The organism is Variovorax soli NBRC 106424 (assembly GCF_001591385.1).
Taxonomy (GTDB): domain Bacteria; phylum Pseudomonadota; class Gammaproteobacteria; order Burkholderiales; family Burkholderiaceae_C; genus Variovorax; species Variovorax soli.
In genome coordinates, this window is the sequence record NZ_BCUU01000126.1 from 1 (window position 1) to 12,612 (window position 12,612).

Sequence of the window (12,612 nt, forward strand, 5' to 3'; positions counted from 1 at the left end):
CCGGCCATCGCGCAGCGCGTGCAGCTCGTGCGCGCCGACGCTGCGCCGCAGGCGCTGGCCGCCGCCGAGCTGGTGTTCGAAGGCGTGCCCGAGACGCTCGAGGCCAAGCGCGAGGCCTTCGCCCACATCAATGCGCATTGCCCGGCCGACGCCATCCTCACCTCGACCACCAGCAGCATCCTGGTCACGCAGATCGCGCAGTTCGTCGAGCGCCCGGAGCGTTTTCTCAACATCCACTGGCTCAACCCGGCCTATGTGATTCCGGTGGTGGAGCTGAGCCACCACGACGGCACCGACCCCGCCGTGCTCGCACGCGCCAAGGCCGTGCTGGAAGACATCGGCAAGCTGCCGGTGGTGTGCGGGCCCACGCCCGGCTACATCGTGCCGCGCCTGCAGGCGCTGGTGATGAACGAGGCCGCGCGCATGATCGAGGAGGGCGCCGCCACCGCCGAGGAAATCGACAAGGCCACGCGCTACGGCCTGGGGCTGCGCTTTGCCGCGCTGGGCGTGGTGGAGTTCATCGACTTCGGCGGGGCCGACATCCTGCATCACGCGAGCCGCGAAATGTCGGGCTCCATCGACGCCGCGCGCTACCAGGCGCCGGCCATTCTCGGCCGCATGATGGAAGAAGGGCGCCTGGGCCTGAAGACGGGCAGCGGTTTCTACGACTACACCGGCCGCGACGTCGCAGCCTATCGGGGCGACGTGCTGCTGCGCACGCTGGGCATGCTCAAGCACGCAGGACTGTGGCGCGCGCCGGCGCAAGCCACGCGCGAGTAAGCGCAAGGGCATGAACCTGCCACCCGTTCGCCGCGCCTTCGCCGACCTGTCGGTGGGCCAGGTTCACTATGCCGAATGCGGCGATGCATCGGCGCCGGCCGTACTGCTGCTGCACCAGAGCCCGCGCAGCTGGGCCGAGTACCGCGAGGTGCTGCCGCTGCTGGGCCGGCGCTATCGGGCCATTGCCATGGACACGGTGGGCTTCGGCGATTCGGCGCCGCCGCCCTGGCCGCCGAGCATCGAGCGCTGGGCCGGCGTGGCGGCGGAACTGCTCGATGCGCTGGCCATCGAGCGCGCGCATGTCGTCGGCCATCACACCGGCGGCGTGATTGCGGTGGAACTGGCGGCCAGCTTTGCGCACAAGGTGGGCGCGGTGGTGCTGTCGTCCACGCCCTACACCGACGAGGCTTTCCGCATCGCCCGCCAGAAGCGCCCGCCCATCGACGCCGTGGAGCACAAGGACGACGGCGCGCACCTCGTGCAGATGTGGCGCAACCGCCAGGGCTTCTATCCGCCAGGCCGGCCCGAGTTGCTGCAGGCTTTCGTGCTCGACGGCCTCAAGGCATCGGGCGACATCGAGGGCGGGCATCGCGCGGTCGCAAGCTACCGCATGGAAGATCGCCTCGGCCGCGTGACGCAGCCGGTGCTCCTGATCCGCGCGCCCCAGGACCCGTTTGCGGCGCCGCATGCGGCGGAACTTGCCGAGCACCTGCCCGATGCGCGCATCGTCGACATCGAGGGCGGCATGGTGCCTCTGCCCGACCAACTGCCTGACGCTTTCGCCAGCGCGGTGCTCGACTTTCTGGAGGGATTGCAATGAAAGCCATGCGTGTCCACGCCTGGAACGAGCCGCCCCGGCTGGAAGACGTGCCGGAGCCGGTCCGCACCGCCGGCCGCACCCTGGTGCGCATGGGCGCCGCCACCGTGGGCCACATCGACCGCACCGTGTGGGGTGGCCAGTTCATGACTCCGCAGGCCTTGCCCTATGTGCCGGGCGTGGAGGGCGCCGGCATCGTGCTCGACAGCGACACCTTCGCCCCGGGCCAGCGTGTGTGGATCCGCGGCATGGGCCTGGGCACGCGCTTCGACGGCACGTGGCGCGAGATCATCGATGCGCCCGATGCCGCCATCGGCGCCTTGCCCGAGGGCGTGCCCATGGCGCTGGGCTCGGCCTTCTTCTCTCCTTCGACGTCCGCATGGGTCGCGCTGTACGAAGTGGCCAAGGTGCGTGCCGGCGAGCGCGTGCTGGTCAGCGGTGCGAGCGGCGCGGTGGGTTCGCTGTGCATGCAGCTTGCGCGTGATGCGGGTGCCGAGCCCATGGCGGTGCAGCCTGGGGCCCTTGGTGCGGATGCGAAAGCCGATGTGCTGATCGACACCGTCGGCGGCCCGGTGCTGGCCGCAGCGCTGGAGCGTGTCGAAGCGGGCGGCCGCGCCGTGCTGGTCGGCTACACCGCGGGCAACGAGATCACCCTGGACCTTGCGCGCTTCCTGCAGCGCGACGTGAGCCTGCTGCCGCTCAACATGTTCCGCCGCGATGCCGCAGGCCGTGCCGCGGCGCCCGAACTGCTGGCCCGGCTGGCCGATGGCCGCCTGCAACTGCAGGTGACGGAGTTCGCGCTGGCCGATGCGGCGCGTGCCATGCAATGGATCACGCAGCGCGGCCATCGGGGCCGCGCGGTGCTGGTGCCCTGACGCGGGCACGCGCAGCTCACTCGTCCTCTTCGTCTTCCGCCTCGTCGCCGGGCGCATGCTCGTGCAGCTCGATCATGCGGCGCAGCGTGTTCTTCAGCGCCTCGGCACTCTCCAGTCCGAAGGGCTCCAGCACGCGCATCTCGTGCTCACGCGCCAGCTCCATCAGCCGCCCCACCGTGCGCTCGCCCGCGTCGGTGATGCGCACCAGCGTGATGCGCCGGTCACTCTCGTGGGGCAGGCGCTCCACATGGCCGCGCTGGGCCATGCGGTCGAGCATGCGCGTGACCGTGGGCTGCTTCATCACCGCGATCTGCGCCAGGCGCCCGATGCTGATCGCGTCGCCGCCTGCCAGCGAGGCCAGCACCCGCCACTCCGACACCGAGAAGCCGTGCTCGCGCGCCACCTTGTGGAACTCGGACGAGATCAGGTGGCTCGCCTGCGCCAGCAGGGCCGCCAGGTAGTCCTCGACGAAGCGGCGCCTGGACTGTGCCTGCGCCGCCGCACTGGGGCTTCGGCGTGGCGTCTTCGCGGGCACGCTGCTTGCATGTCTAGGGTTATTCATGATTGTGGATAGATTCAGTTCTAAAGAATATACGCCCTGCGGACTGATTCTGTCCGAGGGTTTTCAAGGAGCAGCATGGCTGAGCGTTCCTTTGTCGAAGAAGTCAAGAAGCTGAAGCTCGCCGAAGGCGAAGTGTTCAGCGGAGAAGGCATTCTGGCGGTGACCAAGGCACTGCTGGAATCCGGCGTGGCCTACGTGGCCGGCTACCAGGGCGCGCCGATTTCGCACCTGATGGACGTGCTGGCCGACGCGCAGGACATCCTGGCCGAGCAGGGCATCCGCTTCGAGAACAGCGCCAGCGAGGCCACCGCGGCCGCCACGCTGGCCGCGTCGGTCAACTATCCGCTGCGCGGCGCTGTCACCTTCAAGGCCACGGTGGGCACCAACGTGGCGTCGGACGCGCTGGCCAACCTGGCCTCGGGCGGCGTCACCGGCGGCGCGCTCATCATCGTGGGCGAGGACTACGGCGAAGGCTCCTCGATCATGCAGGAGCGCAGCCATGCCTTTGCGATGAAGTCGCAGATCTGGCTGCTGGACCCGCGCCCCAACCTGCCGTCCATCGTCGAGGCGGTCAAGGCCGGCTTCGAGCTGTCGGAAGCCAGCAGCACCCCGGTGATGCTGCAGCTGCGCATCCGCGCCTGCCACGTGCACGGCCAGTTCATCGCCGGTGCCAACCGCCCGCCCGAGTTCACGCTCAAGGATGCGCTGGAGCAGCCGCAGCGCGACGTGAGCCGAATCGTGCTGCCCCCGGCCAGCTTCGTGCACGAGCAGGAAAAGGTGCGCCAGCGCTGGCCCGCCGCGGTGCGCTTCATCGAGGAGCGCAAGCTCAACGAATTCTTCGAAGGCGACAGCGGCGAGCTGGGCGTGATCGTGCAGGGCGGCAGCTACAACACGCTGATGCGCGCCCTGGAGCGCCTGGGCCTGGCCGACGTGTACGGCAACACGCAGGTGCCGCTGTACGTGATGAACGTGGCCTACCCGGTCATCGACAGCGAGGTGATCCGCTTTTGCGAAGGCAAGCGCGCCGTGCTGCTGGTGGAAGAGGGGCAGCCCAACTTCATCGAGCAGAACGTGGCGACCATCCTGCGCCAGGCCGGCGTCGAGGCTGAACTGCATGGCAAGGACCTGCTGCCCGTGGCCGGCGAGTACACCGCGGCCGAGCTGCTCAAGGGCGCGCGCGCCTTCTTCCAGCACTACGGCCGCATCCAGCCCCTGCCGAAGCAGGAGCCGGTGCGCAAGGTCATCCCGCTGGCGGCCGCGCCCGCCGAGCTGCCTGCACCGCCCGAGCAGCCCATCGAGGCCGTGGTGCACGCGCGCCCGCCGGGCTTTTGCACCGGCTGCCCCGAGCGCCCCATCTTCAGCGCCATGAAGCTGGTGGAGCGCGAGCTGGGCCCGCACCATGTGAGCGCCGACATCGGCTGCCACCTGTTCTCCATCCTGCCGCCCTTCCACCTGGGCAACACCACCATGGGCTACGGCCTGGGTGCGGCAGGCGCCGCCGCGTTGAACGTGCAGGCGGGCAAGCGCGCCATCTCGGTGATGGGCGACGGCGGCTTCTGGCACAACGGCCTGACCAGCGGCATTGCCAATGCGGTGTTCAACCGCAGCGACAACCTCACCATCGTCGTCGACAACAACTACACCTCGGCCACGGGCGGGCAGGACATCCTCTCGTCCAAGGCGAACAACGCCACGCGCAGCACCGGCCACGAGATCGAGCAGGCGGTGCGCGGCGTGGGCGTGAAGTGGGTCAAGACGCACAAGCGCACCTACGACGTGGCCGCCATGCGCGACACCCTGCGCGAAGCGCTCACCACCACGGAGAAGGGGCCCAAGGTGCTCATCGCCCAGTCGGAGTGCATGCTGAACAAGCAGCGCCGCGAGAAGCCGCTGGTGCGCAAGGCCATTGCCAACGGCGAACGCGTGGTGCGCGAGAAGTTCGGCGTGGATTCGGACACCTGCACCGGCGATCACTCCTGCATCCGCCTGTCCGGCTGCCCGTCGCTGTCGATCAAGCCCAACCCCGATCCGCTGCGCAGCGACCCGGTGGCCACCGTGCTGGACAGCTGCGTGGGCTGCGGCAACTGCGGCGACGTCTCGCATGCCGCGGTGCTGTGCCCCTCCTTCTACAAGGCGCAGGTGGTGAGCAACCCCAGCGGCTGGGAGCGCCTGCGCGAGCGCGTGCGCGCATCCGTCATCGGCTGGCTGCAGCGCGGCGAAGCCAGGCGGCGCGAGCGCTACGCGTTCTGAAACCGCAAGAACAAGAAACACCCCTTACGATGAACGCAGCGCAACCCATAAAAATCGCGATCCTCGCCATGGGCGGCGAGGGCGGCGGCGTGCTGGCCGACTGGATCGTCGACCTCGGCGAACACAACGGCTACATCGCCCAGACCACCTCGGTGCCGGGCGTGGCCCAGCGCACCGGCGCCACCATCTACTACGTCGAGCTGTTCCCGCGCGCGCGGGCCGAGGCCGACGGCGGCCGGCCGGTGCTGGCCCTGATGCCGCTGCCCGGCGACGTGGACGTGGTGCTGGCTTCGGAGCTGATGGAAGCCGGCCGCGCCGTGCAGCGCGGGCTGGTCACGCCGGACCGCACCACGCTGGTGGCTTCCACGCACCGCGTCTATTCCATTGCCGAGAAGACCGCCATGGGCGACGGCCGCGTGGACAGCACGCAGCTGCTGGCCCATGCGCAGCGCGCGGCCAAGCGCTTCGTGCGCTTCGACATGGCCCAGGCCGCCGAGCAAAGCGGCAGCGTGATCAGCGCCGTGCTCTTCGGCGCGCTGGCCGGCACCGGCGTGCTGCCCTTCAGCCGCGCGCAGTTCGAGGCCACCATCGAACGCGGCGGCGTGGGCGTCAAGCCCAGCCTGCGTGCCTTCGGCGGCGCCTTCGAGCGGGCCCAGCAGGAAGGCGAGCCCGAGCAGGTTGCGGCCGCCCCGGCGCAGCGCGAGCCGGCGCCCACGCATCCGGCCGTGCGTGCGCTGGTCGAGCGCGTGCGCAAGAACTTTGCCGCCCCGCTGCAGCCTACGCTTCTGGAAGGCGTGCGTCGCCTCATCGACTACCAGGACACCGACTACGCCGGCCAGTACCTCGACCGCGTGCAGGCCATCCAGGCCCTGAAGGCCGACGACGGCGGCCGCCTGAACGAAGCCGTGGCGCGCCACCTGGCGCTGTGGATGTCCTACGAGGACACGGCGCGCGTCGCGTCGCTCAAGACCCGCGCGAGCCGCTTCGAGCGCGTGCGCGGCGAATCGGGCGCCAAGGATGACCAGCTGGTCGCCATCAACGAATACATGCATCCGCGCCTGCAGGAGATCTGCGAGACGCTGCCCGGCGGCCTGGGCCGCTGGCTGCAGAACTCGGGCACGCCGCGCCGCCTGGTGGAGCGCATGACGAAAAAGGGCCGCGTGGTGCGCACCAGCTCGCTGCGCGGCTACCTGATGCTGCGCTGCGTGGCTGCCGCCAGCCGCTGGCGCCGCAGCACCACCCGCTTCGCGGAAGAGAACGCGCTCATCGAGCAATGGCTGGCGCGCATCGCCGAAGCGGCCGCCTTCAACCCCGCGCTGGCCCTGGAAATCGCCCAGTGCCAGCGGCTGGTCAAGGGCTACAGCGACACGCACGAGCGCGGCAAGCGCAACTACCAGCTGCTGATGGAGGCGGCCCAGCGCGCCGGCACCAGCCTGGCGCCGGCCACCCTGCGCGAGCTGCGCGACGCGGCGCTGGCCGACGAGCACGGCAAGCAGCTGAAAGCCAAGCTGGCGCAGTACGCGCTGGGCTGAACGAAGGAGTCCCAGGGATGACCCATCCGGCACCTGCCACCTTGAACCTGCGCGTGGTCGAGGCGCGCAGCCTGAATCCGCTCATCCGCATGCTGCGCCTGGCCGCGGCCGACGGCGGCGTGCTGCCGGCCTACAGCGCCGGTGCGCACGTCCGCGTGCAGGTGAAGCTGGCGGACGGCCAGCAGGACTGGCGCCACTACTCGCTCATCAACACCTCGCCGCGCATGGACGCCACCGACGCGCCCACCGAGTACCTGATCTCGGTGCGCCGCGAGGACACCGGCCGCGGCGGCTCGCGCTTCATGCACGAGGGCCTGCAGGCCGGCGACAGCGTGCTCATCGAAGCGCCGAAGAACGACTTCCCGGTGCATGCCGGTGCGCCGCGCGCGGTGCTCATCGCGGGCGGCATCGGCGTCACGCCGCTGGTGAGCATGGCGGCACGCCGCAAGGCCGAGGGCGCACCGGTGCGCATGCACTACGCCGGCCGCAGCCGGGACCTGATGGCCTACCTGCCCGAACTGCAGGCGCTGCTCGGCGACGACCTGGTGGTGCATGCCGACGCGGAAGCAGGCGCGCCGCTGGACATCGGCCAGCTGCTGGACGGCTGCGAAGCGAGCGACCAGCTCTACGTGTGCGGCCCCAAGGTCATGCTCAGCGCGGTGCTGGCGGCTACGCAGGCGCGCGGCTGGACGCATGACCGCGTGCATTTCGAGCTCTTCACCGAGCCGGTGGTGGAAGAGGGCGACCACGCCTTCGAGGTGGTGCTGGCGCAATCGGGCCAGACCTACACCGTGCCGGCCGATCAGACCATCCTCGATTGCCTGATCGAACACGGCTGCGACCCGATGTATGACTGCAAGCGCGGCGAATGCGGCGTGTGCGCCACGCCGGTGATGGAAGGCGAGATCGACCATCGCGACTACGTGCTCACGGCCCGCGAGAAGGCCGAGGGCAACGTCATGCAGATCTGCATTTCGCGCTGCAAGGGCAAGCGCCTGGTGCTGGACATCTGAACGCACACGCGACGACGAATTCAAGGAGACCCACGAATGACGAGCTATCGAGGCAACCCCGAGGGCATCCGTGCCCTGGTGCAGCCCGACCGGGTGCACCGCGACCTCTACATCAGCCAGGAGCTGTTCGAGCTGGAGCAGGAGCACTTCTTCGCCAACACCTGGAACTACGTCGGCCACGAGAGCCAGCTGCCCAGGAGCGGCGACTACATCCAGGCCGACATTGCCGGGCGCCCGCTGATCGTGGTGCGCCACAGCGACGGCTCGGTGCGCGCGATGATGAACCGCTGCGCCCACAAGGGCTCGCGACTGGTGAGCGCGCCTTGCGGCAACACCGGCAAGTTCTTCCGCTGCCCCTATCACGCCTGGACCTTCAAGACCGACGGCTCGCTGCTGGCCATTCCGCTCAAGAACGGCTACGAGGGCACTAACCTGCACGAGTGCGAGTCGGCCAAGGGCCTCACGGTGGTGAAGAACGTGCGCAGCCATCGCGGCTTCATCTTCGTGAAGATCAACGATGCCGGGCCGGACTTCGAGGAGTACTTCGGCGATTCGCTTAGCTCCATCGACAACATGGCCGACCGCTCGCCCGAGGGCGAGCTGGAGATTGCCGGCGGCTGCCTGCGCTTCATGCACCAGTGCAACTGGAAGATGTTCGTCGAGAACCTCAACGACACCATGCACCCCATGGTGGCGCACGAGTCTTCGGCCGGCACCGCCAAGACCATGTGGGCCGACAAGCCGGCCGACGCACCCAAGCCCATGGCCATCGAGCAGTTCGTGCCCTTCATGTCGGACTACAAGTTCTTCGACGACATGGGCATCCGCACCTACGACAACGGCCACAGCTTCACCGGCGTCAACTTCAGCATCCACAGCAAGTACTCGGCCATTCCCGAATACGACAACGCCATGAAGGCGCGCTACGGGGAAGAGAAGACCGCGCAGATCCTGGGCATGGCGCGGCACAACACGGTGTACTACCCGAACCTGACCATCAAGGGCGCGATCCAGGCGATCCGCGTGGTCAAGCCCATCTCGGCCGACAAGACGCTGATCGAGAGCTGGACCTTCCGCCTGAAGGGCGCGCCGCCGGAGCTGCTGCAGCGCACCGCCATGTACAACCGGCTCATCAATTCGCCCTTCTCGGTGGTGGGCCACGACGACCTGCAGGCCTACCGCGGCATGCAGGCCGGCCTGCACGCCAGCGGCAACGAATGGGTCAGCCTGCACCGCAACTTCGACCCGGCCGAACTCCAGGGTGGCGAGCAGACCACCGGCGGCACCAACGAACTGCCGATGCGCAACCAGTACCGCGCCTGGGCCCAAAGAATGACGGAGACCATGTGATGGCCGCCACCGCAATCACCCGCCAGGACCTGATCGACTTCGTCGTGCAGGAGTCGCGCCTGCTGGACGCCAAGCGCTATGAGGAGTGGAACGCGCTCTTCACCGACGACGCTTTCTACTGGGTGCCGGCCGCACCCGACCAGGAAGACGGCATCAACCACTGCTCGCACATGTACGAGGACAAGCTGTTGCGCGAGCTGCGCATCGAGCGGCTGAAGAGCCCGCGCGCCTTCTCGCAGCAGCCGCCCAGCCGCTGCCACCATCTGCTGCAGGTGCCCACGGTGGAGACCTTCGACGAAGCCGCCAACGAGTTCGTGGTGCGCACCGAGTTCCACTACACCGAGTCGCAGGGCGACGAGCTGCAGTTCTATGTGGGCACCTTCTTCCACCACCTCAAGCAGGTGGACGGCGCGCTGCGCATGACCCTCAAGCGGGTCAACATCCTGAACTGCGACGCCGCGCTGCCGGCGGTGCAGCTGTTCATATGAGCGCGACCAGGGAGAAAAACCGCAAGGCCACTGACATGCACGGCACTGTCCACTCTGTATTCGCCGCCACCGCGGCCCGCACGCCGCAGGCCGAGTTCCTGTTCACCGAGTCGGTCACGGCCAAGGCTTACGGCATTGCCGCCGGAGCGCTGCGCTGGGGCGACGCCGCCGCGCAGGTCGAGCGCTTGAGCCAGGCCTACGGCGAAGCCGGCTGGGGCCACGGCCACCGCGTCGGCCTGCTGCTGGAAAACCGCCCGACCTTCCTGTTGCATTGGCTCGCGCTCAATGCCCTGGGCGTGAGCGTGGTGCCCATCAATGCCGAGATGCGTTCGGCCGAGCTCATCTACCTGATCGGCCACAGCGAGATCGGCCTGGCCGTGACGCTGCCCGAGCGCGCCGCCGACCTGCGCGCCGCCGCCGAGCAGGCCGGCGTGCCCTTCGCCACCATGGGCGCGGACGACGCAGTGCCCAAGGCGCCGACGGCTGCACCGCGCGCTGCGGAGCCGATCGGCACCCAGACCGAATGCGCGCTGCTCTACACCTCCGGCACCACCGGCCGGCCCAAGGGCTGCATCCTGAGCAACGACTACTTCCTGCGCGCGGGCGAGTGGTATGCGCGGCTGGACGGCGTGTGCAGCATCCGTCCGGACATGGAACGCGTCATCACGCCGCTGCCGCTCAACCACATGAATGCGATGGCCTTCTCCACCATGGTGGTGCTGACGGCCGGCGGCTGCCTGGTGCAGCTGGACCGCTTCCATCCCAGGAGCTGGCTGGCCAGCGCGCGCGAAAGCCGCGCCACCATCGTCCACTACCTGGGCGTGATGCCCGCCATGCTGCTGTCGGCGGCGCCGTCGGCGGCGGACCGCGACCATGCCATTCGCTGGGGCTTCGGCGCGGGCGTGGACAAGAAGAACCATGCGCCCTTCGAAGAGCGCTTCGGCTTTCCGCTGGTCGAGGCCTGGGCCATGACCGAGACCGGCGCGGGCGGCTGCATCATGGCCAACCGCGAGCCGCGCCTGGTGGGCAGCAGCTGCTTCGGCCGCCAGCCCGATTTCATGGACATGAAGCTGGTCGATGACGAGGGCCAGGAGGTCGGCGTCGACGCGCCCGGCGAACTGCTGGTGCGCACGCGCGGCGACGACCCGCGCAAGCACTTCTTCTCCGGCTACCTCAAGGACGAAGCCGCCACCCACGAAGCCTGGGCCGATGGCTGGTTCCACACCGGCGACCTGGTGCGCCGCGACGCAGCGGGCAACCTCTTCTTCGTCGACCGCAAGAAGAACGTGATCCGCCGCAGCGGCGAGAACATCTCGGCAGTGGAAGTGGAAAGCGTGCTCAACCAGCACCCGGCCGTGAAGACCTCCGCCGTGGCCGCCACGCCCGACGAAGTGCGCGGCGACGAGGTGCTGGCCTGCATCGTGCTGCGCGAGGACGTGAGCAACGACAACCCCGCCCAGCTGGCTGCCAGCATCGTCGACCATGCGCTGGCGCAGCTCGCCTACTACAAGGCGCCGGGCTACGTGGCTTTCGTCGATGCGCTGCCGCTCACGCCTTCGCAGAAGATCCAGCGCGGCCAGCTGCGCGACCTGGCGCGCGAGCTGCCGGGGCAGGGCGGCTGCATCGACACGCGCGCGATGAAGAAGAGGCAGCCATGAGCAGCAGGCGCCTGTCCTACGAAGGCGTGGCTGTCGCGGTGCCGGTCACGGTGCCGTATGTGCGCTACTCCACCCACACGGCCCACTGGTTCATCGGCCAGGCGCTGGCGGCGCTGGTGAAGGAAAGCGGCATCCCCAAGGAAGAGATCGACGGCCTGTGCCTGTCGAGCTTCTCGCTGGTGCCCGACACGGCGGTGGGGGTGACCCAGCACCTGGGCATCTCGCCGCGCTGGCTGGACCATGTGCCCACCGGCGGTGCCTCGGGCGTGATGTGCCTGCGCCGGGCCGCCCGTGCGGTGCAGGCTGGCGATGCCGACGTGGTGGCCTGCGTGGCGGCCGACACCAACCATGTCGACTCCTTCCGCCAGACCCTGGGCGCCTTCAGCAACTTCGCGCGCGATGCGACCTACCCGTACGGCTCGGGCGGGCCGAACTCCATCTTCGCCTTCATCACCGACAACTACATGCGCACCTACGGCGCCCGGCGCGAGGACTTCGGCCGCATCGCCGTGGCCCAGCGCACCAACGCGCTGGCCAACCCCAACGCGCTGTTCAAGAAGCCGCTCACGCTCGAGGAGTACATGGCGGCGCGGCCCATCTCCGACCCCATCCATCTGTTCGACTGCGTCATGCCCTGCGCGGGCGCCGAAGCCTTCCTGGTGATGAGCGAGGACAAGGCGCGCGAGCTGGGCCTGCCCTACGCCGTGATCCGCGGCGCCATCGAGCGCCACAACGCCTTCGCGGAAGACCCGGTGATGGTGCAGGGCGGCTGGCGCATGGACCGCGGCGACCTGTATGCGCAGGCCGGCGTGCAGCCGAAGGACATCGACTTCATCCAGACCTACGACGACTACCCGGTGATCGTGATGATGCAGTTCGAGGACCTGGGCTTCTGCGAGAAGGGCGAAGGCCCCGAGTTCGTGCGCTCGCACGACCTGACCTACGCGGGCAGCTTTCCGAACAACACCAGCGGCGGCCAGCTGTCGGTGGGCCAGGCCGGCGCGGCCGGCGGATTCCTCGGCATGACCGAGGCGATCCGCCAGCTGACCGGCCAGGCGGGCCAGCGCGCCGTGAAGGATGCGCAGCTGGGCATGGTGTGCGGCTTCGGCATGGTCACCTACGACCGGTGCCTGTGCACCGGCGCCGTGATCCTGGGGAGGTCGCAATGATCCGCGGCCCTGGCTTTTCTCCTTCCCCCTCTGGGGGAAGGCTGGGATGGGGGCACGCGCTGCCCCGGCAATCCCGCCGATCCGACGCACGCGGCGCGCATGCCCCCCCCCCCCCCCC

General features: G+C 69.1%; 11 protein-coding genes. 10 read left to right on the plus strand and 1 reads right to left on the minus strand.

The window, feature by feature from the left end:
- The 3 genes from VSO01S_RS23710 to VSO01S_RS23720 form a co-directional block, all read left to right on the plus strand.
- Nucleotides 1-780, plus strand: a 780-nt coding sequence (locus tag VSO01S_RS23710) for a 3-hydroxyacyl-CoA dehydrogenase NAD-binding domain-containing protein (RefSeq protein ID WP_068645248.1), incomplete at its 5' end; no start/stop codon positions are given.
- Between the two features lie 10 nt (nt 781-790).
- Nucleotides 791-1,600 (plus strand): alpha/beta fold hydrolase, encoded by an 810-nt coding sequence (locus VSO01S_RS23715; RefSeq protein WP_068645249.1) that lies wholly within the window; start codon nt 791-793, stop codon nt 1,598-1,600.
- Nucleotides 1,597-2,472 carry a quinone oxidoreductase family protein gene (locus VSO01S_RS23720; protein ID WP_068645250.1) on the plus strand — a complete coding sequence of 292 codons (876 nt, stop codon included), beginning with the start codon at nt 1,597-1,599 and terminating at the stop codon, nt 2,470-2,472. Before VSO01S_RS23715 ends, VSO01S_RS23720 begins: the two co-directional genes overlap by 4 nt.
- A 16-nt stretch (nt 2,473-2,488) precedes the next feature.
- Here VSO01S_RS23720 and VSO01S_RS23725 read toward each other — a convergent pair whose 3' ends face one another.
- A complete protein-coding gene (locus VSO01S_RS23725; protein WP_084242078.1) occupies nt 2,489-3,034 on the minus strand; it encodes a MarR family winged helix-turn-helix transcriptional regulator in 546 nt (181 codons plus the stop codon).
- A gap of 75 nt (nt 3,035-3,109) precedes the next feature.
- On the opposite strand from VSO01S_RS23725, the gene VSO01S_RS23730 reads away from it, so the two are divergent.
- Genes VSO01S_RS23730 through VSO01S_RS23760 form a run of 7 tightly spaced genes read left to right on the plus strand, consistent with a single transcriptional unit; the run spans nt 3,110 to nt 12,494 of the window.
- On the plus strand, nt 3,110-5,284 hold the full coding sequence (locus VSO01S_RS23730) for a thiamine pyrophosphate-dependent enzyme (protein WP_068645252.1): 2,175 nt from the start codon (nt 3,110-3,112) through the stop codon (nt 5,282-5,284).
- A gap of 29 nt (nt 5,285-5,313) precedes the next feature.
- The gene (locus VSO01S_RS23735; RefSeq protein WP_068645253.1) at nt 5,314-6,816 is read left to right on the plus strand and encodes an indolepyruvate oxidoreductase subunit beta family protein; all 1,503 of its coding nucleotides are present in this window, start codon (nt 5,314-5,316) and stop codon (nt 6,814-6,816) included.
- Nucleotides 6,817-6,833: 17 nt separating this feature from the next.
- Nucleotides 6,834-7,829 carry a PDR/VanB family oxidoreductase gene (locus tag VSO01S_RS23740; protein WP_068645254.1) on the plus strand — a complete coding sequence of 332 codons (996 nt, stop codon included), beginning with the start codon at nt 6,834-6,836 and terminating at the stop codon, nt 7,827-7,829.
- 36 nt (nt 7,830-7,865) lie between these two features.
- Entirely contained in the window at nt 7,866-9,179 is a 1,314-nt protein-coding gene (locus VSO01S_RS23745) for an aromatic ring-hydroxylating dioxygenase subunit alpha (protein WP_068645255.1), read from the plus strand.
- Nucleotides 9,179-9,667: an aromatic-ring-hydroxylating dioxygenase subunit beta gene (locus VSO01S_RS23750; RefSeq protein ID WP_068645256.1), complete on the plus strand. Its 489-nt coding sequence runs from the start codon at nt 9,179-9,181 to the stop codon at nt 9,665-9,667. Before VSO01S_RS23745 ends, VSO01S_RS23750 begins: the two co-directional genes overlap by 1 nt.
- 35 nt (nt 9,668-9,702) lie before the next feature.
- The gene (locus tag VSO01S_RS23755; protein WP_068645257.1) at nt 9,703-11,325 is read left to right on the plus strand and encodes an AMP-binding protein; all 1,623 of its coding nucleotides are present in this window, start codon (nt 9,703-9,705) and stop codon (nt 11,323-11,325) included.
- Nucleotides 11,322-12,494, plus strand: coding sequence for a thiolase family protein (locus VSO01S_RS23760; protein WP_068645258.1), 1,173 nt, complete (start codon nt 11,322-11,324; stop codon nt 12,492-12,494). The genes VSO01S_RS23755 and VSO01S_RS23760 overlap by 4 nt, the downstream gene beginning before the upstream one ends.
- Nucleotides 12,495-12,612: the final 118 nt, after the last annotated feature.

What these genes read in the sequence shown, in the direction of transcription:
- VSO01S_RS23750 (WP_068645256.1), top strand. Translation starts at nt 9,179, where the DNA reads ATGGCCGCCACCGCAATCACCCGCCAGGACCTGATCGACTTCGTCGTG.
- VSO01S_RS23755 (WP_068645257.1), top strand. Translation starts at nt 9,703, where the DNA reads ATGCACGGCACTGTCCACTCTGTATTCGCCGCCACCGCGGCCCGCACG.
- VSO01S_RS23740 (WP_068645254.1), top strand. Translation starts at nt 6,834, where the DNA reads ATGACCCATCCGGCACCTGCCACCTTGAACCTGCGCGTGGTCGAGGCG.
- VSO01S_RS23715 (WP_068645249.1), top strand. Translation starts at nt 791, where the DNA reads ATGAACCTGCCACCCGTTCGCCGCGCCTTCGCCGACCTGTCGGTGGGC.
- VSO01S_RS23735 (WP_068645253.1), top strand. Translation starts at nt 5,314, where the DNA reads ATGAACGCAGCGCAACCCATAAAAATCGCGATCCTCGCCATGGGCGGC.
- VSO01S_RS23760 (WP_068645258.1), top strand. Translation starts at nt 11,322, where the DNA reads ATGAGCAGCAGGCGCCTGTCCTACGAAGGCGTGGCTGTCGCGGTGCCG.
- VSO01S_RS23730 (WP_068645252.1), top strand. Translation starts at nt 3,110, where the DNA reads ATGGCTGAGCGTTCCTTTGTCGAAGAAGTCAAGAAGCTGAAGCTCGCC.
- VSO01S_RS23725 (WP_084242078.1), bottom strand. Translation starts at nt 3,034, where the DNA reads ATGAATAACCCTAGACATGCAAGCAGCGTGCCCGCGAAGACGCCACGC.
- VSO01S_RS23745 (WP_068645255.1), top strand. Translation starts at nt 7,866, where the DNA reads ATGACGAGCTATCGAGGCAACCCCGAGGGCATCCGTGCCCTGGTGCAG.
- VSO01S_RS23720 (WP_068645250.1), top strand. Translation starts at nt 1,597, where the DNA reads ATGAAAGCCATGCGTGTCCACGCCTGGAACGAGCCGCCCCGGCTGGAA.